General features: G+C 62.4%; 20 protein-coding genes and 1 pseudogene. 9 read left to right on the forward strand and 12 right to left on the reverse strand.

All coding sequences use genetic code 11. The annotated features are described in order from the left end of the window. The 3 genes from GM79_RS25520 to GM79_RS13985 all read left to right on the forward strand — a co-directional run. Positions 1–876: hypothetical protein (locus tag GM79_RS25520; RefSeq protein ID WP_035564895.1), on the forward strand; the 876-nt coding region annotated here is incomplete at its 5' end. Positions 877–971: 95 nt separating this feature from the next. Beyond that, entirely contained in the window at positions 972–1736 is a 765-nt protein-coding gene (locus GM79_RS13980; protein WP_051718898.1) for an endonuclease III domain-containing protein, read from the forward strand. Between the two features lie 5 nt (positions 1737–1741). Then, on the forward strand, positions 1742–2020 hold the full coding sequence (locus GM79_RS13985; protein WP_035564897.1) for a DUF167 domain-containing protein: 279 nt from the start codon (positions 1742–1744) through the stop codon (positions 2018–2020). Positions 2021–2054: 34 nt separating this feature from the next. Here GM79_RS13985 and GM79_RS13990 read toward each other — a convergent pair whose 3' ends face one another. The 3 genes from GM79_RS13990 to GM79_RS14000 form a co-directional block, all read right to left on the reverse strand. Then, positions 2055–3227: a glycosyltransferase family 4 protein gene (locus GM79_RS13990; protein ID WP_035564899.1), complete on the reverse strand. Its 1173-nt coding sequence runs from the start codon at positions 3225–3227 to the stop codon at positions 2055–2057. 107 nt (positions 3228–3334) lie between these two features. Further along, on the reverse strand, positions 3335–4540 hold the full coding sequence (locus tag GM79_RS13995) for a threonine synthase (protein ID WP_035564901.1): 1206 nt from the start codon (positions 4538–4540) through the stop codon (positions 3335–3337). A gap of 63 nt (positions 4541–4603) precedes the next feature. Beyond that, positions 4604–5509 carry a LysR family transcriptional regulator gene (locus tag GM79_RS14000; protein ID WP_035564903.1) on the reverse strand — a complete coding sequence of 302 codons (906 nt, stop codon included), beginning with the start codon at positions 5507–5509 and terminating at the stop codon, positions 4604–4606. Between the two features lie 574 nt (positions 5510–6083). Here GM79_RS14000 and GM79_RS14005 point away from each other — a divergent pair. The 4 genes from GM79_RS14005 (at position 6084) to GM79_RS14015 (ending at position 13657) form a co-directional block, all read left to right on the forward strand. Continuing rightward, positions 6084–11672 (forward strand): alpha-2-macroglobulin family protein, encoded by a 5589-nt coding sequence (locus GM79_RS14005; RefSeq protein WP_035564905.1) that lies wholly within the window; start codon positions 6084–6086, stop codon positions 11670–11672. 46 nt (positions 11673–11718) lie between these two features. After that, a complete protein-coding gene (locus GM79_RS25525; RefSeq protein WP_161787181.1) occupies positions 11719–11895 on the forward strand; it encodes a hypothetical protein in 177 nt (58 codons plus the stop codon). Between the two features lie 356 nt (positions 11896–12251). Then, positions 12252–13043 carry a metallophosphoesterase family protein gene (locus GM79_RS14010; protein ID WP_035564925.1) on the forward strand — a complete coding sequence of 264 codons (792 nt, stop codon included), beginning with the start codon at positions 12252–12254 and terminating at the stop codon, positions 13041–13043. After that, positions 13043–13657 (forward strand): hypothetical protein, encoded by a 615-nt coding sequence (locus GM79_RS14015; RefSeq protein ID WP_035564908.1) that lies wholly within the window; start codon positions 13043–13045, stop codon positions 13655–13657. Before GM79_RS14010 ends, GM79_RS14015 begins: the two co-directional genes overlap by 1 nt. A 48-nt stretch (positions 13658–13705) precedes the next feature. On the opposite strand, the gene GM79_RS14020 is transcribed toward GM79_RS14015, so the two are convergent. The 7 genes from GM79_RS14020 to kaiC form a co-directional block, all read right to left on the reverse strand. Further along, positions 13706–14791, reverse strand: a complete 1086-nt coding sequence (locus GM79_RS14020; protein ID WP_235184066.1) for a YeiH family protein — start codon at positions 14789–14791, stop codon at positions 13706–13708. 84 nt (positions 14792–14875) lie between these two features. Then, complete coding sequence (locus GM79_RS14025) at positions 14876–15787, reverse strand: LysR substrate-binding domain-containing protein (protein WP_035564912.1); 912 nt, start codon at positions 15785–15787, stop codon at positions 14876–14878. Between the two features lie 102 nt (positions 15788–15889). Continuing rightward, positions 15890–16312, reverse strand: a complete 423-nt coding sequence (locus tag GM79_RS14030) for a response regulator (RefSeq protein ID WP_035564914.1) — start codon at positions 16310–16312, stop codon at positions 15890–15892. Between the two features lie 55 nt (positions 16313–16367). After that, positions 16368–18086 (reverse strand): ATP-binding protein, encoded by a 1719-nt coding sequence (locus GM79_RS23170; RefSeq protein ID WP_051718900.1) that lies wholly within the window; start codon positions 18084–18086, stop codon positions 16368–16370. Continuing rightward, the gene (locus GM79_RS14040; protein ID WP_035564915.1) at positions 18083–18415 is read right to left on the reverse strand and encodes a circadian clock KaiB family protein; all 333 of its coding nucleotides are present in this window, start codon (positions 18413–18415) and stop codon (positions 18083–18085) included. The genes GM79_RS23170 and GM79_RS14040 overlap by 4 nt, the downstream gene beginning before the upstream one ends. 8 nt (positions 18416–18423) lie before the next feature. Beyond that, positions 18424–18726, reverse strand: coding sequence for a circadian clock protein KaiB (gene kaiB, locus GM79_RS14045; RefSeq protein WP_035564917.1), 303 nt, complete (start codon positions 18724–18726; stop codon positions 18424–18426). A 46-nt stretch (positions 18727–18772) separates the two neighbouring features. After that, positions 18773–20509 (reverse strand): circadian clock protein KaiC, encoded by a 1737-nt coding sequence (gene kaiC / locus GM79_RS14050; protein ID WP_051718901.1) that lies wholly within the window; start codon positions 20507–20509, stop codon positions 18773–18775. A 346-nt stretch (positions 20510–20855) separates the two neighbouring features. Between kaiC and GM79_RS14055 the strand changes: the two genes are divergently transcribed. Both GM79_RS14055 and fbaA read left to right on the forward strand, forming a co-directional pair. Next, positions 20856–21329, forward strand: coding sequence for a T9SS type A sorting domain-containing protein (locus GM79_RS14055; protein WP_161787182.1), 474 nt, complete (start codon positions 20856–20858; stop codon positions 21327–21329). Positions 21330–21586: 257 nt separating this feature from the next. Further along, the gene (gene fbaA / locus GM79_RS14060) at positions 21587–22669 is read left to right on the forward strand and encodes a class II fructose-bisphosphate aldolase (RefSeq protein WP_035564921.1); all 1083 of its coding nucleotides are present in this window, start codon (positions 21587–21589) and stop codon (positions 22667–22669) included. Positions 22670–22870: 201 nt separating this feature from the next. Here fbaA and GM79_RS23175 read toward each other — a convergent pair whose 3' ends face one another. Together GM79_RS23175 and GM79_RS25530 are read right to left on the reverse strand one after the other, a co-directional pair. Next, the gene (locus tag GM79_RS23175) at positions 22871–23530 is read right to left on the reverse strand and encodes an OmpA family protein (RefSeq protein ID WP_051718902.1); all 660 of its coding nucleotides are present in this window, start codon (positions 23528–23530) and stop codon (positions 22871–22873) included. Positions 23531–23595: 65 nt separating this feature from the next. Next, positions 23596–24346, reverse strand: a pseudogene (locus tag GM79_RS25530) (ISLre2 family transposase); the annotation flags it as partial.

Below are 24346 nucleotides of genomic sequence, written 5' to 3' on the forward strand. Positions count from 1 at the left end.
CCGGCCATGCCCCCGCCCGCGCCGCGCCGCGCCGCGCCCGCACCACGCCAGCTGGATGCCGTGCCCGTAGCCCCGCCCGATACTACCCGGCGGGCCACCGTTGCCACACCGCTGCCCGGCCCGATGGCCGCGCCCGCGCCCGTGTATGCCCCCACGCCGGCCGGCCAGCTGCCGGGCACCAACAACCGGCCCACCCGCTTCCAGGTAGGCCTGAAAAATGGCATGGTCTACAATGCCTTCGACGTGGAGACCAAGACGCCTCTGTTTGGCCGCTCCTATCTGCTGCTGGATGGGCAACGCCGGTTCGACCTCGCCGAAGTAGGTTTTTACGAGGACGAAACCGGTCACTACGTACGTACCAACCTGCCCGGCGCGAGCCGGGAAACCACATTGCGGCGCGAAAAAACCGGGCGCATCAGCCTTTATTCTATCACCACGGCACAGTATAATTCCGGCCCCGGCGGGTTTGGCTACCCCGGCGGGGGGTATGGTATGGGGGGCTACGGCATGGGCGGTTTTGGCCGCTCCTACGGCGGCTATCGCACGGTTAAAACCGAGTATTTCTCCAAGGACAACGGCCCCGTTCAAAACCTGAGCAACCGCAACCTGATGCTCGCCACCAGCGACAATGCCGGCGCCCAACAGCTACTCGCCGACTCGCGGCGCTACCAGCGCGCCACCGTGGTCAGCTACGTGCTGGGCGGCGGCCTGCTAGCGGCGGGCATGCTGCAAACCCTGCGCCCCACCGACAGTGGCCGGGCCATCTCGCCGCTGATTTACGTGGCAATCCCGGTGCTCATTGTTCCCGTGGTGCTGCAAAGCAAGCAGGCCAAAAACCAGCGCCAGGCCATCACGCTCTACAACGCGGCCCGCTGAGGCATTGTCAGTTGTCAGTTGGTTGACCTGACAACTGACAACTGACAACTAAAATATTCTGCAACCCCAGGGCCGACCGGGTGCGTAGGCCGGGCATGAAGTCTACTGCCGCAACTACATCTCCTGAAGCCCTGACGGCTGACTTTGCCCCCCGGCAAGCCAAAGCCCTGCGGGTGCACGAGCAGCTGTGTGCCGAATACGGGGCACCGTTTCGCTTTTTCAGCACCAAAGACCCGTTGAGCGAGCTGGTGAGTGCCCTGCTTTCGCACCGCACCAAAAACGCCGAGTCGCACCGGGCCTACCAGGAGCTGCGGGCCACTTTTCCGCGCTGGGAAGACGTGCGCGACGCGCCCACCGAAGCCGTGCAGCAGGCCATCCGCGCCTGCACTTGGCCCGAGCAGAAGGCGCCCCGCATTCAGGCCGTGCTGCGCGAAATCAGTGCGCGCTGCGGTACCGATGCGCCGTGCGCCCTGGATTTTTTGGCCGAGATGCCCGTTGCTGAAGCCCGCGCCTGGTTGGAAAGCATCAGTGGCGTGGGGCCAAAAACCAGCGCGGCCACGCTCCTATTCAGCACCTTACGCATTCCGGCCATGCCCGTCGATAGCCACCACCACCGCGTGGCCCAGCGCCTGGCCCTGATTGGGCCGAAGGTGGGCGAGGGCCCGGCCCACAAGCTGCTCGAAGCCCTGCTCCCACCCGGCTGGGATGCCCAGCAGGTGTACGACCACCACGAAGCCTTCATGTTTCACGGGCAGAAATGCTGCTATTTCAGCACGCCCGCCTGCTCCCGTTGCGTAGTGCTGCGCGAGTGCCCGTTCGGGCAGGCGCGGGTAGCTCCTTCCCCAATTTCCCCCGCCTAAGCCTCATGTTCACCCTTCACCTGCGGGCCAAGCCGGGGGCCAAAACCACGGCCCTGCAAGTGGCCGCCGATGGCACTGTTACGGTTCGGCTGAAGGCCCCGGCCCAGGATGGCAAGGCCAACGCCTGCCTGCTGGCCTATCTGGCCGAGGTATTTGGCGTGAGCAAAAGCAGCGTGGAATTGGTAAGCGGGCACACCGCGCCGTTCAAAAAAGTTTGCATCGTGGGCGTAGACGAGGCGGCGGGCCGCGCGATGCTGGCGCAGCGACAAGCCGCTCCGGAGTAAGGATTAGCGGCTTCCAAAAATCATACTCCGGGCGTCAGACCAGCGAATACAACACCGCTTCGGTCAGCTCGCACTGCCGGTGGTGCGAGTAGGTAGCAAGCGCGGTCTCCCTTGCCTGCCGGCCCAACTCTATTGCCAAGTCGGAATTATGCAACAGCCGTTCAATAGCAGCCCGGAAAGCGGCTTCGTCACCGAAGGGAAAAAGTAGGCCGGTGCGGCCGTCAGCCACTATTTCGAGGGTACCGCCGGTGGCAGAGGCCACTACGGGTAGACCCGTCGCCATCGCCTCGATGGTAACCATGCCGTAGGTTTCGTTGGTGGACGCGGTGAGGGAAATGTCGAGGGCGCGGTAGGCAATTTCGGGCTGGGGCGTGAAGCCGCGCACGTGCACCGCTTTGGCTAGCCCGAGCGCCTGCACCCGGCCCAGCACGTTATCGCGGTAGGCGTTGCCTTCGTTGCGGGTCGATTCGCCCACGAACAACAGGTGCAGCTGTGGGTAGTCGCGGCGTAGCTTGGCCAGAGCCTCCACCACAAAGGCCTGGCCTTTCCCCTCATCAAAGCGGCCAATCAGGCCCATAAGTACAGCATCGGATGGCAGAACCAGGTCCAGCTGGGCGCGGGCCTGAGCGGGCGTCAGGGCGGGGTGCGCGAATTTTTCGAGCTCAATGCCCAAGGGTACTACATGCAGGCGTTGGGCCGGCAGCCGGGTTTTCGCCCGCACTTCGCGCGCTAGCTGCGGCAAGGGCGTTAGCCAGGCATCGAGGGCGCGGTAACGCAGCGTGTGAATTAGGCCGCGCTTGGCCAAGCCCAGCTGCATGTGCTGCTGGTAGACCAGCTTGAGGCCCGGCAGCCGGAATGTTTTGCACAGCACGGCCAGGCCCAGGTCGCCGTTGCGGGTGACGATAAGTACTTTGGTTTCAAAAGCCCGCAGCATGCTGGCCAGGCGCCCGGCGGCCAGTAGGTCGGCCGCTCGCCAGGGGTTGCGCAGCTCTACCACGGGCAGCTGCGCATCGTGGGCCCGCATGGCAATGGGCGACTGGGGCAAGGTGATGAGCTGCACCGGCCAGCCTCGCTCCTGCATCCAGCCCGCGAAGCGCACGGTGTTCAGCTCCAGCCCGCCCCAGCTCCCAGACAAACACAGCAGGGAGATGGGAAACGTTGCCCGCGCTACCGCGCCGCCCCGATTTTCAGAAGCGGGCGCATTCATAGCAGAAGGAAATCAGCGGACAAAAACCGAAGCATGCCAGTGGCCAGCACGCCAAACCCGACGCGGGCCCAGCGTCGGCAAAGGTATTGCGCGGCCCGGCGCCGGGCTTAGCTGGCGGCGCGGCCGGCCACGTTGTCCAGGTACTTCTGGGCGCTGCCGGTGTTAAGAAGCAGCACGCTTTCGTCGGGGTGCAGCCAGCCGGTGGCCAGCAGGTGGCGGGCGGCCATCCAGACGGCGCCGCCTTCAGGAGCCACGAACAGCCCTTCGTCCTTGCCGAGGTCACGCATGCCGGCCAGCATGTCTTCGTCGCTCACGCCCACCACGGTGCCTTTGGACTCGCGGAGCACGCGCAGCATCATGCTTTCGCCCAGCGGGTGGGGCACGGCCAGGCCGTTGGCCAGCGTGGCGCGGCCGTGGTAGCTGTGGCAGTTGGGCTGGCGACCCTCGTAGGTTTCGAGCAGGGGGCAGCAGTTTTCGGCCTGCACGGCAACCATGCGGGGCAATTTCACCTCGGGTGCCAGCCAGCCCAGCTGCTTCATTTCCTGAAAAGCTTTCCAGATGCCGATGAGGCCGGTGCCGCCGCCGGCGGGGTACAGTAGCACGTCGGGCAGCGTCCAGTTCAGCTGTTCGGCAATTTCGTAGCCCATCGTTTTCTTGCCTTCGAGGCGGTAGGGCTCTTTCAGGGTGGAGATGTCGAGCAGGGCGCCGTTGGCGTTGCGCTGGCGCACGCGCGCCCCGCAGTCGCTGATGAGGCCGTCCACCAGCTCCACTTCGGCGCCGTACCAGTAGCATTCCTCCTTGAAGGCCTGCGGGGTGTGGCGCGGCATCACCACCACGGCCCGCAGGCCGGCGCGGGCGCAGTAGGCGGCCATGGCCACGCCAGCGTTGCCAGCCGTGGGAATAATGCAGCCGTCCACGCCCAGCTCTTTGGCCTTGGAAATGGCCATACCAAGGCCGCGCGCCTTAAACGAACCGGTGGGATTTTGGCCTTCGTCCTTCAGCAGAAGGGAGGACAGCTCGTGGCGCGCGGCCAGGCGCGGCAGGCGTAGCATGGGAGTCATGCCTTCGCCCAGGGTTACTTTATTTTTCTCGTGCAGCAGCGGCAGCAACGCCCCGTAGCGCCACATCGACGAATCGGTCTGGTCGATGATGTCGCGGCTGAGGGTGGTATCGTGCAGGTCGTAATCAGCCACCAGCGGCAGGCTGCAGCAAGCAGAAACGCGCTGCAATTCAAAAGCGGAATGGGACGTACCGCAGGCCGAGCAATGCAGGGTGGCGAGGCGGGAAATGGATTCGGAGGCGACGAGGTTCATGGGGCAAAGTACGGGAGCGTCTCAGCCGCGGTATGCCTGTTTGGGATGGGATTTTGGAATAGCCTATGCCTTTCCGGAATAGTAGCGCTTGGTAAAAAGCAGGAAGTCCCGGTAGGGCGCGTTGTTTTCGGTTCCCTTGCGCTGAATGAAATTGAACTCGCGCTTGAGCGGAAAGTTATTGATTTTCACCTCCGAAAGTTCACCCGAAGCTAGCTCCTTCACCACGGCCTGACGGGGCAGGAAGGCCAGGCAGCTGTCGACACGCACAAAGTTTTTGAGGGCTTCGGTGCCGCCCAGGCGGACGCGCACGGGCAGGGCCGCCAGCTTGATGCGGTGCCGGGCCAGGGCTTCTTCGAGCACGGCCAGGGTGCCGGAGCCGGCCTCGCGCAGGGCCAGCGGCGTGCTGAGCAGGTCGGGCACTTCGAGGGTGCGGCGTTCGAGCGGGTTGCCGGCGGCGCACACGGCCACCACGTCGTCGGTGAGCAGGGGCGTGTAAGTCACGTTGCTCACTTTGTGGATGCCTTCGATGATGCCCAGCTCGATTTCGTGGTCGAGCAATGCCCGCAGGATGTTATCAGAATTGCGGTTTTTGAGGCTGAGCTGGCGGTTGGGGTGCCGGCGCAGGTAGGCCGACACCACGGGCGGCAGCACGTAGAGCGAAATGGTGGTGCTGGCCCCGATGAGCAGGTTCAGGCTCGGCGCGAAGTCCGTACTCAGCGCGCTCATTTCCTGGTGCAGCTCGTGTTGCAGCTGCTTGGCCTGCAGCAGCTTCTGGTAGAGCTTGAGGCCGGCCGGCGTGAGCTGCACGCTGCTGCCCAGACGCTCGAACAGGCCGGTTTTGTAGTGCTGCTCCAGCGCCTTCACCTGCTTGCTCACCGCCGACTGGCTGATGAACAGGGCCTGGCTGGCCTTGGTGAAGCTCAGCCGCTGAGCGACTTCCAAGAAAACTTCGTGCGGATGGGAAAGCATGGGGGAAGGTAGCTGCTTGCTGGCGCTTGTGTAGCGTGATGGACAGAGGCGATGGGCACAAATGCAGCTACTGCCAGCCTTTCTCCCCGCCGCCGCCGCAATGCTGCCAGCAAGAGCCCTACGTGATAGCCGTCGCCCAAACCGTGGTGCAGGTGCGCCGACACCGGCATTTGCAGGAAAATAGCCTGGTAGTTAGGCGCCGCATCCTATTTTCGCCTACCTTCCCCCACTCTTTCATGCACCGGTACTTTTTGGTAACCGCCTTTCCCGCAGCGGTCGCCGGGGGAAAGTTGATGAGTTCTGCCTCGCCGCCCAGGCACCCCATCCCCATCCCCTAGTTCCCCTTCCCCTCTGGGGGAAGAGGAACTAGGTTTTAGCTCTAAAATACTGTGAAACAGTAGAAAAAAACAGACTAAATCTAGTAGCTAGTTCCCCTTCTCCCGGAGGATTCCGCGCATCAAGCGGCGAGGGGTTAGGGGATGGGGTGCACGGGCGGCGAGCTAAAACGCATCAACGCTGCCTCGACGACCGCTGCGGGAAACAATCGTCCCTCTTTCATTCACCTTTCTGCGCCATGCTTTTCCGCCTCCGTTTCCTGCCGCTGCTTTTTCTGCTGCTGGCCACCGCTTCGTGCTCCAAAAAAACCGCCGAGGAGCAGGCCGCTACCGAGCAGACCGACGGTGAGGAAATCGACCCGTACTCCAACCTCGTCTTCACCTTTGATGAAGCCGTGGCGACCGATGACCAGCTCAACCGCTGGGACACCACGCAGTACGTGGCGTTTTCGCCGGCCGTGCGCGGCAAATTCAAGTGGACCGGCGACCGGGAGCTGACCTTTTCACCCGCCGAGCCCTTCCGCCCCAGCACCGTGTTTGACGCCGCACTGCGCCCCGAAAACATGCCCAGCGGCAAGCAGGAGCTGGTTTTGAACCGCAAGCGCTTCCACACGCCCTACCTGGGCATGGCCGCGCCGCAGGTGTTCTACGGCCGCTCGACCAAGGCCACGGGCACGGTCGAGCTACGCGCCAACCTCGTGTTCAACTACCCCGTGCGGCCGGTGGATTTGCGGCCCCTGCTGCGTGTGACCCAGAACGGCAAGCCCGTGGCCGTGCAGCTTATTTCGGCCGAGCCTGACAAAATTCTGGGCATCAGCTTCGCGCAGGACGTGAAGCCCGGCGCGGCCCTGACCCTGGAAATCGCGCCCGGCCTGGTGCCCGCCGTGGGCGGCAAAGCCACTGAAAAGCCCCTCACCGCGCAGCTGGAAGTTCCCGAGCCGCAGGTGCTGGAAGTACGCGAGCTAGTGGGCACGCTCGTGAACGGCGAGGCCGTAGTTACGGTGCTCACCAACCAACCGGTAGCGGTGGCCGACATTCAAACCGCGCTGCAGGTGTCGCCGAGCGCGCCTTTTGCCGTGGAGGCCCTGGAAAGTGGCTTCGCGCTGAAAGGCAATTTCGTGGTGGGCAAAACCTACCAGGTGACGCTGGCGGCCGGTACGCGCGGGCTGCTGGGCGGCCTGCTCAATACTGCTTACAGCCAGTCGGTTTCCTTCGCCGCCGAGCGGCCGAACATCAGCTTTGCCAGCGGCGAGAAGGCCATGTACCTCGACGCGCTGGGCACCCGCAACCTGGGCCTGCGCATCAATCAGGTGCAAAAGGTGAAGGTGACCATTGCCAAAGTCTACGCCAACAACATTCAGCAGCTGCTGCGCGGCGATGCCGACTACGGCTACCCCGACTACGACGAGGACAGCGGCGAAAGCAACCGCGACGAGGACGGCGAGTACATCGACCGCAGCTTCCGCTACTACGACACCGAGAACATCGGCAACATCATTTCCGAGCGTACCATTTCCGTTTCGGGGCTGCCCAAATCCGGCGGGCTGCGCCTGCTGAATCTGGACCTGAAAACCCTGGAATTCCAGGGCGCCATGAAGGGGCTGTACGTGGTGCGCGTGCAGGACACCGAGCGCCAGTGGCTGCAAGTGAGCAAGCTGGTGGCCGTAACCGACGTGGGCCTGATTGTGAAGCAGGGCGCCACCGGCGGCACGCTGGTATTTGCCAACTCTATTCGCACGGCCCAGCCGCTGAGCGGCGTGACGGTGAGCCTGGTGAGCAGCAATAACCAGGTAATCGGCACCTTAACTACGGATGCTTCCGGCGTGGCTGCGTTCGACTCGGCGGCCAGCATGAAACGCTTCCGGCTGGGCATGGTAACGGCCGTGAAAGACGACGACTTCACCTTCCTGGGCATGGGCAAAAGCCAGGTCGAAACCTCGCGCTTTGAGGTGGGCGGCCTCACCAGCAACGCGGCCCGCTACCAGGCGTTTCTGTACGGCGACCGCAACCTCTACCGGCCCGGCGACACCGTGCGCACCAACACCGTGGTACGCACCGAGGACTGGCAGACGCCCCCCGCCAACCTGCCCGTGAAAATCCGCCTGCTGCTGCCCACCGGCAAGGAATACAGCAGCCTGCGCCAAAAGCTGAGCGCGGCCGGCTCCTTCGAAAGCCGCTTTATTCTGCCGCCGGCCATCATGACGGGCCGCTACACGATGGAGGTGCTGACCGGCAACGACGTGCTGCTGACCTCGCGCCAAATCAGCGTGGAGGAGTTTATCCCGGACCGGATGAAGGTGACGGTGAGCGCCGCGCCCGCCGTGCTCCGGCCCAGCCAGACCGTGACGGCCACCATCAACGCCCAAAACCTGTTTGGCCCGCCCGCAGCCGACCGCAAGTACGAGGTGGAGTTTTCGCTGAAGGAAAAAACCTTCGCCCCCAAAGGCTTCCCCGGCTACTCGTTCAATATTAACAGCGGCGACCGGCGCCGCAACTCCTCGCGCAACAGCGAGTCGGCGCCCGTTTCGCGCTTCGAAAAAACCACCCGCCAGGGCGTGACCGATGCCGCCGGCCAGGCCACCGCCACCTACGACGTGCCCGAAGTACGCGACCTCGGCACGCTCGAAGGCGTGGCCTTCGCCACGGTGTTCGACGAAACCGGCCGGCCCGTGAACCGTCTCGCCACCTTCGACGTGCAAACCCAGGCCACTATGTTCGGCATCGAAAACATCTCCGAATTGCTGAGCACGCGCCAGGCCGCTACGGTGCGTCTGGCGGCCCTCACGCCGCAGGGCAAAGCCACGTCGGCCCAGGCGCAGGTGAAACTGGTGCGCCTGATTTGGGAAACCGTGCTGGAGCGGCAGGGCGGCCGCTACGTCTACAATTCGCAGCAGCGCGAGCAAACCATCAGTACGCGCACGCAGGCCGTGGGCAACGGCACGCCGTTCACCTTCACGCCCGTAAGCTCGGGCGAGTACGAGGTCCGCATCAGCCGGCCGGGCGCCGTGAGCTACGTGGCGCAGCGCTTCTACGCCTATGGCTACGGCGATACCCAGGCCAATGCCTTCGAGGTGAACAACGAGGGTGAGGTAACGATTGAGGCCGACAAGGCCAGGTACGAGCCCGGCGAAACCGCCACCCTGCTCCTGAAAACGCCCTTCGCCGGCCGCGTGCTCGTGACCGTGGAGCGCGGCAGCGTACTCAGCCACTTCTACGTGAACACCGACCAGAAATCGGCGCAGGTGAAGGTGCCCATCACGGCCGAGCACGTGCCCAACGTGTACGTAACGGCCACGGCCATTCGCGCCATTTCCGACAACCGCCTGCCGCTGACGGTGGCCCGCGGCTTCGTGCCGCTCACGGTGGAAAAGCCGGGCGCCCGCCTCGCCGTGGCCATTGCCGCGCCCGCCACCAGCCGCTCGCAGACGTTCCAGACCGTGGAAATCACGACCGCGCCCCTGGCCCAGGTCACGCTGGCCGTGGTGGATGAAGGCATCCTGCAAATCAAAAACTACGTCACGCCCGACCCCTACGGCTACTTCTACCAGAAGCGCGCCCTCGAAGTATCGGCCTTTGATATGTACCCCTTCCTGCTGCCCGAGCTGGGCACCAGCAGTAGCGGCGGTGACGCTTCCGACCTGGCCCGCCGCACCAACCCCGTCCCCAACCGCCGCGTGAAACTGGTATCGAAATGGAGCGGCGTGCTCACCGCCGACGGTGACGGCAAAGTGCGTTACAAGGTGCGCGTGCCGCAGTTTTCGGGCGCGTTACGCATCATGGCCGTGGCGTATAAGGACGATGCCTTCGGCTCGGCCGAGGCCACGATGAAGGTGGCCGACCCGGTGGTAATTTCGACGGCGCTGCCGCGGTTTATGAGTCCGGGGGATACGATTGATGTACCGGTGACGCTGACGAATACGACGAAGGGACGTTTCATTGTAAACGTCAGCCAGAAGCTCACTGGCCCACTAGTAGCTGCTGGCCCTGTAACCGTTGGCATTGAAGGCAGGCTGGAAGGACAAGTGAAGGATGTAGCTGCGAGTGAACTGCCAACTTCAGGCTACCTCACGGGTGACCGTAATCAAAGCAACGTATTTCTTGGACGGAACAAAGAGGTGCGGGTATTTTTTCGTATTTGCGCCCGGCAAAGTATAGGTAATTCATCGGTAAAAATCACCGTGAAAAGTGCTGACCCTGATATCAAGTCAAACGAAACATTTACTGAGACCATTGAAATCCCCGTGCGCCCCGCCGCCCCGCTCGAAAAGCGCACCGGCAGCGGCACGCTGGCCGGTGGCGCTACGCTGCCACTCAACCTGCAAACCGATTTCCTGCCCGCCTCGCTCACCAGCCGGCTGGTCATCAGCCGTTCGCCGCTCGCGGAGTTTAGCAAGGACCTGCGCTACCTGCTGCAATACCCCTACGGCTGCCTGGAGCAAACCGTGTCGGCCGCGTTCCCGCAGCTCTACTACGCCGATTTGGCCGCCGCCGTGCAGCAGAAAACCGGCGGTGCGGCCAAAAACCAGCGCTACAACCCCAACTACAACGTGCAGGAAGCCATCCGCAAGATTGAATCCCAGCAGCTCTACAACGGCAGCCTGAGCTACTGGCCCGGCGGCGACTACGACAACTGGTGGGCCACGGCCTACGCCGCCCACTTCCTGCAGGAAGCCCAGCGGGCCGGTTTCGCCGTGAACAAGTCCATCCTCGACAAAACCCTGCGCTACCTGCAATTTCGCCTCAAAAAGCGCGAAACCGAGGATTACCGCTACTTCGACGCCAACAACATTGCCCGCGAGAAAACCATAGCAAGCAAGGAAATTGCCTACTCGCTCTACGTGCTGGCCCTGGCCGGCCGCCAGGACGCCGTAGCCCTGAACTACTACAAAGCCAACCGCCAGCTGCTGGCTCAGGACTCCAAATACCTGCTGGCCTGCACCCAGGCCCTGCTCGGCAACCAGCGCCAGTTCCAAGCGCTGCTGCCCGCCCGGTTCGGCGGCGAAACGGCGGCCAAGCGGGCGCTGGACGGCTCGTTCTACTCCCCCATCCGCGACCAGGGCCTCGTGCTGAATGCCTTGTTCGACACCGACCCCAACAACCCGCAGGTGATGCAGCTGGCCCGGCAGCTCAGCCGGCTGATGCGTCAGGCCGGTTGGATGAGCACCCAGGAGCGCGCCTTCGCGCTGCTGGGCCTGGGCAAAATTGCCCGGCGCGACGCTCGCAGCACCGCCACCGCCACCGTTTCGGCGGGCGGGAAGGTACTAGGCAGCTTCACGGGTAAGGACCTCACCATTCCCAACGTGGCCAACCGGCCCCTGAGTTTGCGCACTGCGGGCAGCGGCAATCTCTACTATTTCTGGGAAACCGAAGGCATTTCGGCCAGCGGGCAGGTGAAGGAGGAAGACAGCTACCTGCGCGTACGCCGCCAGTTCCTGAACCGCGCCGGCCAGCCCCTGGGCACGCCCACCTTCCGCCAAAACGACCTGGTAGTGGTCAAAATCACCATTGAGGCCGGCGACGCGGCCGGCACCGTTAAGAACGTGGCCATCACCGACCTGCTGCCCGCCGGCCTGGAAATCGAAAACGCCCGCCTCGGCGCCGTCCGCGAGCTGGACTGGGCCAACGACGCCGCCACCCCCGATTACCTCGACGTGCGCGACGACCGCATCAACTTCTTCACCACTGCCACCACCACGCCCAAGTCGTTCTATTACTTGGCGCGGGCCGTGAGCAAAGGCACCTTCCGGCTGGGCCCGGTAAACGCCGATGCCATGTACAATGCCGAATACCACTCCTACAACGGCGCCGGTACGGTGCGGGTGAAGTAGGCCCCAGCCGGGCACGGCACTGGCCCCAGAGCGACTAATCTTCACTATGAAGAGAATTAAAAATGAAGAATTAAAAATTAAAAACTTGACCATCAGTTTTTTAATTTTTAATTCCTCATTTTTAATTCCTTCAAAAACTGTACACCAAGCTCGAAAACGCGCTACGCGCCACCGCTCCGGGCCTTGGCGTGCTCTCCCCACCAAAAACGGGCGTGCTGGCTGAATTAAGCCGCGGCAAAAGCAACCTATTGAAACTTCTGCGCCTCACTGGCGTTGTTAGGCTCCTGCTCAGAATTAAATCAGAATCGCGCAGGCTATCAAAAACCGGCCTCTGGAGCTGAATAAGCAGCTTGCAGTGGGAGGCCGTCTGAAATTATTATCCTGCCCGGCAGGCATTGCTATGGTTACCTCTACTCCCCTTTCTACTTTCCGGCTGGCGGCACGGCGCGCCCAATTTCTCATTCCCAATGCAGTGTCGCCGTGGGTGGCAGGCGAGTTGTTGAGCAGCGCGGCCGCATCAGCAGACTAATGGTGGCCCGCACGAAACCCCGCCCTTTACGCGGGCGAGCGCTGGCCTTCATGGCCGGACTCACGCTGCTGACCGGCTGCGACCTGATTGAGTTCAGCCCCAACCAAACGCACAGTCCGGCTGCGTACAGCGACCTGACGGCTAAGAACCTGGCGGCGCTGGCGGCCCGCCCGGTACCCGCCGCGGCCGGCGACACCCTGCGCATTGTGTTCACCGGCGACTCGCAACGGTTCTACGACGAGGCCGAAGCCCTGGTGCGTAGCGTGAACCAGCAGCGCGGCATTTCCATGGTGCTGGTGGCCGGCGACATTTCAGACTTCGGCCTGGGCCGGGAGCTGCGCTGGGTGCACGACAAGCTGAAGAACCTGCGCGTGCCCTACCTCACCGTGGTGGGCAACCACGACCTCGTGGCCAACGGCCGTAAAACCTATCAGGAAGTATTCGGGCCGCTGGATTACAGCTTCACCCACGCCCGCACGCGCTTCATCATGCTGAATACCAACAGCCGCGAATACCGCTTCGATGGCACGGTGCCCCGCATCGGCTGGCTGGAACAGCAGCTGGCCGATACGGCGGGCGTACGCCGGCAAATCGTCGTCACCCACGTACCGTCGATGAGTGTCGACTTCGACCCGCGCCTGGAGCAGCCCTACGTGCGAGCGCTGGAGCAAGCGCCCCGCGTGGCATTATCCCTCAGCGGGCACCAGCACAATTTCAGCATCGAGGAGCCGTATGGCAACGGCATCACGTTCATCAACTCCTACAGCTTTGAGCAGCGGCGCTACGTGGTGCTCACGCTTTGGGGTGATAAAGAATTTCGGTTAGAAACCGTCGTATTCTGATGAGTTTTCCTGCCCTCCTGCTCCTGCATTTGGCGGCCCCGGCCCCCAGTGCCCCGGTCCCGGCCGATACGGCTCGACCCGACCGGGCGCGGTGGTACGTGCCCACGCACCTGCTGGCCCACACGGCGGGCGGCCAGGGGCTGGCCGCCGTGGGCACGGGCTGGACGGTCAGCCGCGACCGGCTGGCGCTGGAAGTGCTGGCCGGTTACCTGCCCAAAAAGTTCAGCATCACCCCGGTGGGCGTGTTCACGGCCAAAGTCACGTATGCGCCCTGGCAGCTGGGGCTGGGCGGCACGCCGTGGCACGTGCGGCCCCTGGCGCTGGGCGGCTTCGTGAGCTACTCGGCCAGCCGGGGCATCAGCCTGAGCAGGGGCAGCAAGTACGAAGAAGGGTACTACTGGTGGTCGTCGCGCACGCGGGTGGGCGCCTTCGTGGGCGGGAGCGCCGGCCGCACTTTCGGGCTCACGAAGCGCGGCACTGCCCGCTCGGCCACGGCCTACTACGAATTGGGCACCAACGATTTGTACCTGGTGAGCTGGATGACCAACAAAGGCGGGCTCCCCCTACGCTCCATCCTCACGCTCGGCTTCGGGGTGCGCCTGCACATCTGGTAAGTTGTTAGTTGTTAGTCGAATAATCTACCCAGCAACTGACAACTAACCTCAAACCGTGCGGACGATGACGTAGAGCGAGGCCGTGGCAATGATGCCCCACAGCAGCACGCCCAACACAAACGGCCGGGCACCCACCGCCTTCAGCACCTGGCCCGACAGCCCGGCTCCGATGAAAAAGAGCGTGACCGTGAGGCCGATTTTGGCCAGGGCCACCAGTGCCGGCCCCAGGGGCCTCACGGCGGGCACAAACGTATTGAGCAGCATGGCGGCTACGAAGCCAAGAATGAAATAGGGGATTTTGATTTTCACGCCTTTCTGCTTGAAAATCAGAGCCGTGGCTACGGAAACCGGGATAATCCAGAGGGCTCGGGCCAGCTTCACGGTGGTGGCCACTTGCAGGGCCTGGTCGCCGTAGGCGGTGGCCGCCCCCACCACCGACGAGGTGTCGTGAATGGCAATGGCGCACCACAGGCCAAACTGGTTTTGGGTGAGGGCCAGGGCGTGGCCAATGGCCGGGAAGGCAAACAAGGCTACCGCATTGAGCACGAATACCGTGCCCAGCGCCACCGACATTTCTTCGTCTTTAGCACGCAGCACCGGGCCCACGGCCGCAATGGCGCTGCCTCCGCAAATAGCAGTGCCGCAAGAAATCAGGTGGGTTACCGCCCGGGAAATACCCAGCCAGCGCCCCGCGAAGTAGCCCAGAATCAGTATGCCAAAGATGGAAACGACCGTGAAAAGCACGCCCTCGCGGCCCGCCTGCACGGCCGCGTGGGCATTCATGCCGAAGCCCAGCCCCACCACCGAATACTGAAGCAGCTTGGCCGTGGCCTGCTTGGTTTGAGCAGCAAACGGATTGCCCAGCGTTTGGGCCAACCCCAGGCCGAGCGCCAGCGCGATGGGCGGCGACGCCCACGGCGTGAGGCAGCAAATAAGCAACAGCCCGAAAACCACCTGCCGCAATGTCACCGTCTGCCCAAATACCAATCGGGGCGAATGAAAATGCCGCCGGAATCCGGTGGGCTCCATGCGAGTCGGGGCGGCGGCGGCAGCTTCCCGCAAAGGCTTACCGGCCGCCGACGGTTGGTCGTCAGGAGCTAGGGGCTTGGGGGAATGGGGAACGAGCAGCGCCATTAAACAACCTTATACAAGGCTGCAAAATTAGGCTACTACGTGTTTTGAGAGTAATACAAAAATGTGATTCCTAATTACCTGTAGTTATGCAATTGCCTTTACCTGGCTTTGCGCGAAGCTCAGAAACCGCTGGGCCGGCCGGGTCAATGGCTGCCCCTGCACCCAAACCGACTCGAACTGCCGGGGCAGGTGCAGGCCTGCGATGGGCACGATTTCCAGCAGTTTGCCAGCCAGTTCCCGGTCCAGCGCCCGCCGTGATACCACGCCTAAAGCCCCCGGCGCAGCTTCGAGATACGCCTTGATGGCTTCGGTATTATCGAAATAAAAGGCCACTGGCAGGTTGCTAAGCTTGATTTTGAGGGCCCGCAAGGCAAACTCCAGCACCTCCAGCGTGCCCGAGCCCCGCTCACGCAACACCAGCGGATGGGCCAGCGCCGCAGCCAGCGGCAGCGGCAGGCGCGGTGGGCCAGCGGCCGTGGCCCCACGCACGGCCACCAGCTCGTCGTTCAGCAGCAGCTCGTAATGCAGGTCGCGGCTTTTCGAGCGGCCTTCCACGAAGCCTAAGTCCAGCTCGCCGCGCAGCAGGGCCTCGGCAATGTGTTCGGAATTGGCGTTGAGCAGGGTGAGCTGCACCTTGGGGTAGCGCGCCTGAAAAGCGGGCAGCAGGCCGGGCAGCACGTACTGGGCCAGCGTGGTGCTGGCACCCAACCGCAGGCGACCGGCGGCTTCCTCGGGGTCGCGCAGGGCGTGGAGCTGGTCCTCCAGCTGCTGGTGCGCGGCGGCCACAGTTTCGGCGTGGGCCAGCAGCAGCCGGCCCGCTTCGGTAAGGGCCACGCGGTTGCCGCGCCGCTCCAGCAGCCGCTGCTCGTAGTGCCGTTCCAGCTCGTGAATGTGCTTGGTAACGGCCGGCTGCGTGATAAACAGCGCCTGAGCGGCTTTGGTGAAGCTGAGGTGCTGTGCCACAGCCTGAAATACGCGAAGGCGAAAATCGGACATGGCGCTGTTCAGAGTAGGTTTTGAGCTGCAAGCAGCAAGCTTAGAAGCTGACTGCTTCATGGTTGACCATACGCCGCCCAGACGCCAACCTCACGGGACCACTTAATGATTGGGCAGGTGGCGGCTGAAGTGGTTTTCCAGGACTTCGTTGATTTTGGCCTCGGTGAGCGGCTTGTTCAGGAAACCGGCAATATTGAGCTTTTGCACCCGGTCCAGGTCCAGCGGATGCAGGGAAGTGGTGAGCATGACGATGATAATGGCGCTTTTTTGGGGCAAAGGCAATTCTTCGTAGGCTTCCAGAAAGGTGAACCCGTCCATCACGGGCATTTTCACATCCAGCAGAATCAGGGCCGGACATTCCTCGGTGGCTTCGCGGCAATGGATTTTGAGCAGGTCGAGCGCCTCCTGTCCGTTGAGGGCCACCAGCAGCGTATCGGTCACGGCCAGGCGCTTGAGCAGCAACTGGTTGAGGTAGTTGGTGGTCTGGTCGTCGTCGACCAGCAGGGCACAGGTGAGTTTTTGCATGAAACGTCAGGCTACCGATGCGCTTCCCGAAATCGGGAAAACAAGCAGGCGCGGATTATTGCGCAAAGTACACGCAAAACGTAGTGCCAATGCCGAGCCGGGAGCTTACTTCGATGCGCCCGCCCGCATTTTCGATCATCTTCTTCACCATGTAAAGCCCAATTCCTGAGCCTTCTACATGGTCGTGAAACCGCTGAAACATTCCGAACAGCTTTTGCTCGCTGGCTGGGTCGAGGCCCAGGCCGTTATCGGCCACTTCCAGCACCGCAAACCCCGGCTCCGTTCGGGCCCGCACCCGGATGTGCGGCACGCGGGCCGGGTCGCGGTATTTAAGGGCATTGCTGAGCAGGTTGAAGACCACCGAGCGCAGGTTCTTTTCCGAAAACAAAACGGTTGCCACCGCGCCCACCGCCACCTCCACCAACGCGCCCGACGCCTGAATGAGCGGCTCCAAATCGAGGCGCACGTCGCCAATAACGGCCGCCAGGTCCACCGGCTGCGTCGGAATGCCGTGCTCCTTCTGCAGCTTCGACACGTCGGTGAGCTGCTCAATGGTGCGCCGGAAACGGTTGATGGAGTCCTGCATCAGGTGCAGCAGGGGCTGCACGGGCTCGGTGCGCACGGTGGCCGGCGGCAGCTCCACCAGCAGCGCGTGCAGCAGCCCCTCAATGTTGCTAATGGGCGCTTTGAGGTCGTGCGAGGCCGTGTAAATGAAGTTGTCTAGGTCCACGTTCACGCGGGTGAGCTGCTCGTTGTTATCGCGCAGCTGGCGCTGGCCCAGGTCGATGCGCTCCAGGGCCTGCTTGTGCTCGTGAATATCGGTGTAGGTACCAATCCACTGCATAATCTCGCCCTGCTCATTGTGCGAAGCCTGCGCGCGGCCCAGCAGCCAGCGGTAGCCCCCGGCGGCGTTGCGAATGCGGCATTCCACCTCGTAGGGCTGCCCGGTTTGTAAGCTGTGCTGCCAGCGGGCCAGCGTGGCCCCGGCATCGTCGGGGTGCAGCCGCTCGCGCCAGGAGCGGCCAAACGCATTGTCCGGGCTTTGCTCCTGCCCGATGTAGTCGTACCAGCGCCGGTTGCGGTAGGTGTGCTCGCCCAGCGCGTTGGTGGTCCAGGCAATTTGGGAGATGCCCTCCAGCATGCGGCTGGCTTCGGCGGCGGCGCGCTCGCCCACCAGGCGGGCGGCTTCTTCGCGCTTCAGCTCTTCGTTCTTGCGGTCGAGCAAAGCGTTCTGCTCGGCCACCTGGGCACGAATGGCCGTGATTTCGCGCTGCGCCGACAGGTTGGTTACAATCACGGCCAGGACCGGGGTGTCGTTGAATTGCAGCACGTTCATCGAAACCGAGAACGGTACCAGCGCGCCGGTGCTGGTTTGCAACGGCAGCTCGCCCTTGCTCTTGCCCTCCCAGCCTTGTCGCACGAGGCCGGCCCAGTACTCTTTACTGGGCGTCGGCACAAAATCATCGAACCCGCTGCCCATTACCTCGGCCAGGGGCCGACCCAGCAGCTCGGCCAGGCCGGCGTTGCAGTACATCACGGTGGCGTCCTCGGCCAGCAACAGGGCGCCTTCGCTCATCTGCTCAATCAGGGTGCGGTAGCCCTGGTCGGGTACCAGCAGGGTGTAAATGCGCGGCCCTTCGGCACCTTGCACCGCCAGCGCGTCCACGGCCCCGGTGCGGATGGCGTCAATCAGCTCTTGCGCTTCCTCCAATTGGTAACGCAGCTCCTCGTTATCGCGGGCCAGGTCGAAACCGGCTGGTGGGGTTGTGCTCATAGCGGGCCGGCCGGTGGGGCTACGCCCAGCGCTTTCAGCACCCGCTCGCGGTTCGAGAAGTCGCCCACCAGGCGGCGTACCAGACCCGGCCGCCGCTTAATGAGCGTGGGCACACCAATCAAATCCATTTCCTGAGCCAGCTCGGGCTGCTGGTACACGTCCACAATCAGCAGCTCGTAGCGCCCTTTCAGGTGTTCCTCGCAAATGTCTTTGATGTTGCGCACGGCGCGCGTCGAATTGGGCGTCGCGCCCGTGATGTATAAATGAAGCAGGTATTCGGGGCCCGTGGGCTCCTCCGAAAATTCCGCCGGGTCCAGGAATGGGTTCATCGGTGGGCTTAGTTGCGGGTGAGGGGGCGCACATCCAGCCCCACCAGCACCCGCTCTTCATTCGAGAGGTCGCCGATAATTTTGCGGATGGGCTCGGGCACTTTGCGTACCAGGGTCGGAATAGCCAGAATCTGGTCACCTTCGGCCAGCTGGGGGTTCGCCAACAGGTCGATGACTTCAATCTTATAGCGGCCTTTGAGGTGCTGCTCGCAGTGCTTTTTCAGGTTGGCCAGGGCCGTCACGGATTTGGGCGTCTGGCCGGCTACGTACAGGCGCAGCTCCCAGGTTTCGTCGTCGTTTTCTTCAGCCATGGTGAGAGGGGAGCGAATGCCAGAGGCAACGCTACTATACGGGCTACTATACTTTTTCGTCGGGTGCGGGCGTATCGCGCCGGGGCGGGTTGGCCGCGCCTATGCGCAAGTTGCCGCTCGTAAGCGTTTCCTGGCGGTTTTGGGCTTCGGTATTGATTTGCCGCAGCTCCTCTTCCACCGATTCAAACTCGGTGCGCAGGTTGGCAATGTTGGCTTCGAGCACGCGGCGGCGGCGCTCCAGCTCCCGGTCGCGGCGGTCGGTTTCCTGCTGGGCAGCCAGGGTCTGGGCCTGCTCCTGCAGCTGCTGGGTGAGGCGGCTGGCCCCGGTCACAATTCCGATAGGTCCCACTACCACGTCGAGCAGCTTAATGCCGTGTTCGGTCACGACGAATTCGCGCACCTGGTTGGAGTGCGCCATGCCGCGCGACTTCAGAATGCTCAGGCCGCGGTTGCGCTCGCCAATCCCTTCCAGGTCGCGCACGCTAACCCAGGTATCCACCAGCGACGACACGCCTTCGTCGGTCATTTCATGCTGCCCGCGCCCGCTCACCAGCGCCGTAAACAGGGCCGTAATGCCGCTCACCTTCAAAAAGTCGATGAGCCGGGTGAGCATGCTGCGCACCTCGGCCGTATTGCCCACGGAAACGAGGTTGGTGATGGGGTCGATGACGATGGCATCGGGGCGGAACTCCTTCACCAGCCGGTGCAGCGTCACCAAGTGCTGCTCCAAACCGTTGATGGTGGGGCGCGACGCTTCGATGCGCAGCAGCCCCGAAGCCACGTGGCTGGCCAGGTCGATATTGACCGATTTCATGTTGCGCAACAGCTGCTGCGGCGCTTCCTCGAAGGCAAACAGCAGGCAACGCTGGCCTTGCTGGCAGACTTTTTCTGCGAAAGAGGCGGCCAGGGTAGTTTTGGCGGTGCCGGCCGTGCCGGTTATCAGCACGCTGCTGCCCTGGTAGAAGCCGCGTCGGCCAAACATCTCATCCAGCGCTGGCACGCCGGAAGACATGATGTTGTCCGAAACCGGATGGTCGAGCTGCAGCGAGGTCACGGGCAGCACCGAAATGCCGTCTTCCGTGATGAGGTAGGGGTATTCGTTGGTGCCGTGGGTGCTGCCGCGGTACTTCACGATGCGCAGGCGCCGGGTGGTAATCTGGTCAATCACCCGGTTGTCGAGCAGAATCACACAGTCCGACACGTACTCCTCCAGCCCCTGCCGGGTGAGGGTGCCGTCGCCGCGCTCGGCCGTAATGATGGTGGTCACGCCCTTGTCCTTCAGCCAGCGAAACAGGCGGCGGATTTCGGAGCGCAACACGCCTTGGTTGGGAAACCCCGAAAACAGGGCTTCAATGGTATCGAGCACCACCCGCTTGGCCCCTATGGAATCGATGGCGTGGCCCAGGCGGATGAACAAGCCTTCCAAATCGTACTCGCCGGTTTCTTCAATTTCAGACCGGTCGACGTGCACGTGGTCAACGCGCAGCATTTTTTGGGCCTGCAGGTCCGGCAAGTCGAAGCCCAGCGAGGCCACGTTGGCCGCCAGCTCCGACGCAGTTTCCTCGAAGGCCATAAGCACGCCCGGCTCGTTGTAATTCTGAATGCCGCGCACCAGAAATTCGATGCCCATCAGGGTTTTGCCGCAGCCGGCGCTGCCGCAAATCAGTGTGGGCCGGCCCTGCGGCAGTCCGCCTTCGGTAATTTCGTCGAGCCCTTCGATACCAGTGGGGGACTTGGGCAGCTTGGGCAACGCGGTGGCAACAGAAGGGCTATGCTCTTGCATGTAGAAGGGTTGGATTACGGCAAAGTTAAACGTGCAACCCGCACAATGGTTGAGGTTGAGGCCCGGCCAACTCGCACCCCATTAGCTTTTGGCACCGGCAATTTTGGTCGCCCTCAACCCTTTCCGATTGCAGCAGCCTACTTTCACCTTGGCCGTGACACTACTATGGCTCGCCGAGATTTTTAAGCCAATCACCGAAATAGCACTTGGTTTTCAACACTAGAATATTGATATTTGGAATATAATCAGTCCTCTGTCCGCGTTGCTCTAGCAGCCGATACTGCTTGCGGCAGGGGCCCATGCCTTTTCAATTCAGCTGACACCAGTTTTTCAATTCCCTTTGCTCGTGCCCTCTCCTACTGCTCCAAATGATTCGCGGGGTGTAATGCCCGGAACCGGACAGCAATTAGACGCTGTGGGTTTGGGCGTGCAGCCCACGCCGCAGTTTTTGGCTGAGACGGTAACAGGTTGTTCCGTAACCCCCGATGTGGTGGTGGCCTACCCAAGCCGCAACCCGCGCGGGCTGGAACGGGAAACCGGCGGCCAATTTACCCTGAGCCAGAACTACCCCAACCCGTACGTTGGGGAAACCACCGTACCGTTTGCCCTGGCCCACGGCGGCGACGTGAAGCTGGACCTCTTTGACGCGGCAGGACGCAAAATGGCGGGCATCGCCCGCAAAAGCATGGCGGCCGGCGCGCACACCATCGGCTTAAACCTGAGTGGCCTGGGCCTGCCCCCCGGCAACTACCTGTACCAGTTGCAGGTCACCAATAGTTACGGCGTGTACCGACAATCGAAGACGATGACCGCCGATTAGAGACAGTGGAAGTGTGAAGTGGAGTGGAGTGAAGAGTGAGGCTGACCGCTGCAACGGTCAGCCTCTTTTTTGTGCCTGGCTTTTTCCGGAAAGAACGACAAAGGCGCCCGGATAGGCCGTTGATTTTCTATTCCTTGCTCCCGGAATTTTTAGGTTAGGCAGCGCCGACCGTTCTTTGCTGTTCGGAGCCCGGCCGGGGTGCTTCTTTACCGATTCATTTTCCCTCTCACCGCGGCGCTGCCGCACAACCAGATATTATGGCTGACCACACCCTCACTGGCCTGCGCGCGGGCGTCCTGCACGGCGACGAAGTACAGCGCTTGTTTCAATTTGCCAAGGCCAACGCCTTTGCCCTGCCGGCCGTGAACGTGACGGGCACCAACACGGTGAACGCCGTGCTGGAAACCGCCAAGGCCGTGAACTCGCCGGTGATGATTCAGTTCTCGAACGGCGGCGCTCAGTTCTACGCCGGCAAGTCGGTGAGCAACGACGGGCAGCGCGCCAGCATTGCCGGCGCCATTTCGGGCGCCCACCACGTGCACCTGATGGCCGAGCTCTACGACGTGCCCGTGGTGCTGCACACCGACCACGCCGCCAAAAAGCTCCTGCCCTGGATTGACGGCCTGCTCGACGCCGGTGAGAAATACTACCAGACGCACGGCCAGCCACTATACAGCTCGCACATGCTCGACTTATCGGAAGAGCCGATTGAGGAGAACATCGAAATCTGCAAGCGCTATTTGGAGCGCATGGCCAAAATCGGTATGACGCTCGAAATTGAATTGGGCGTGACCGGCGGCGAAGAAGACGGCGTGGACAACACCGACGTGGATTCGAGCAAGCTCTACACCCAGCCTTCGGAAGTGGCTTATGCCTACAAGGAACTAAGCGAGGTGAGCCCACGCTTCACCATTGCGGCCGCGTTTGGCAACGTGCACGGCGTGTACAAGCCCGGCAACGTGAAGCTGGAGCCCAAAATTCTACATAACTCGCAGCTCTACGTGCAGGAGCATTTCGGAACCGGCCCCCAGCCCATCGACTTCGTGTTCCACGGCGGCTCGGGCTCCAGCCAGGAGGAAATCCGCGAGGCCCTGAGTTACGGCGCCATCAAAATGAACATCGATACCGACATGCAGTGGGCGCTATGGGAAGGCATCAAGGACTACTACGTGAAGAACGAGGCATTTTTGCAGGGCCAGATTGGCAATCCCGGCGGCGCCGACTCGCCCAACAAGAAGTACTACGACCCGCGCGTGTGGCTGCGCAAGGGCGAAGAAACCTTCGTCACGCGCCTCAAGCAAGCTTTTGAGGACCTGAACTGCATCAACCGCCGCAACTAGACACCGGCGCATAAAAAGGTTGTCATGCTGAGCTTGTCGAAGCATCTCGCTCGCCTCGTTGGGCCGGTTCGACGAAGCGAGCGAGATGCTTCGACAAGCTCAGCATGACCAATTATTAGGTGTGAATACTCAAAAAGCCCCGACTTGCGTTGCGAGTCGGGGCTTTTTACTGGCTGTAAGTCAAGAAATATCTTGGCTATTCTACTTTCCGATGGAGCCGATTTTGGGCTGGACCTGGATAATAAACCGCTTATTCAGGCCTTCCTGGGCGCCCACGTATCGGCCCACGCCCCGGAAGCCGCTACCCGCCGCCACCACTTCCAGGTTGCTGGGGAAGCGCAGGCCCGCCTGCTCCCAGAGCCGGATTACGGCCAGGGCGCGGTTGTAGCTGAGCTGGCGCACGGCCGGGCCGTCGAGGTTGCGCGGGTCGGTGGCGGGGTAGCGCAGGTCTTTGGCGGCCCGGCCTTCCACCACAATGAGGTACTGCACGTTGTCGTTGGTTTCCAGGGCCTTCATCTGGCTGAGCAGGAACCGGCCGGCTTTCACCAGCGGCGCCTGAGCATTGGCCGGCAGCGCGGCGCTCTGGGGCGCAAACGTGACCGGAAAATTCAGCTCGTAGCGCTTATAGTTCTGGTTGTACACGAAATAGTCGCTTTCCAACCGTTTCAGGGCCGCTTTTATCTCATCGAGCTTGCGCTTTTCCTGCAGCTGCACGTTGAGCTGCTTGTTGGCTACTTGCAGGCTCACCTCCTTATCCTTAAAGCGCTTGAAACTGAGCACGAACAGCACGAGCATGGTCAGGAACAAGGCCGTCATGAGGTCCACGTAGCTGGGCCAGAAGAAGTCCTTGCTCTCTTTCATATCAGATGTTCTTGCTGGTTAAATTATTAGAGCGTCATGCTGAGCGGGTGCAATTCAAATTGTCGCTAGGCCTCTCTTGCGGGATTGAAGGGTTCAATTTGCTGTCGCACCAGTTGCCATCGGTTACTCATGGCGCAGACGCGCAGGGTCAAGACGCGTTGGGCGCCGTTTTTGCCCCAGCGTTGGCCCGCCCGCTTCATGCGGCGTTGCATCACCGTGCGGTGGGCGGCCTCAATGGCACCCGAGCCAATCAACAAGCCGCGTTTGCGGTAGGCTTTGTAATCCATCCGGTCGCGGTTGGCTTCGAGGTAAGCACAGACCGATTCGCACAGGGCCGGGGCGATGGCGAGCTGCTTTAGATGGGCTAAGACATGGTCTAATTTACTGTCCAGCAGTAGCTTGCGTTGTTCTTTAAACCAGCCGGAAGCCGCTTTTCCGCTCCCCCAACACGCCTTGCCGGCCTGGCCAATGTGTTCCATGGCATGGTAGAAGTCCAAAATCAGCGTGGCCCGGGGACAGGTTTTTTCGATGAACTGGCGCAGCCAAATGGCCCCGTCGCTGATAAAAACCAGGTCGCGCCCCTGGTCTTTGTAGGGGGCGAGTTGCGCCGCAAATTTGTCCCCAAACGCGGCTGCCGTCCCCAGATGGCCCACAAAAATCGACGCGGCAATGTGCCCGCCGCGCTCCTCGACCACGCTCGTTTGCAAGGCCGTCGCGGCAAAAATGCGGCCCAACTTGGCTTCCTTGTACCCCTCGTCGGTGAGCAGCATCGCCCCGTCGGCCTGCGCATAGACGATGCCCGCTGGGGCGGCTTCA

It is taken from the genome of Hymenobacter sp. IS2118, from assembly GCF_000715495.1.
In the GTDB taxonomy this organism is placed as follows: domain Bacteria; phylum Bacteroidota; class Bacteroidia; order Cytophagales; family Hymenobacteraceae; genus Hymenobacter.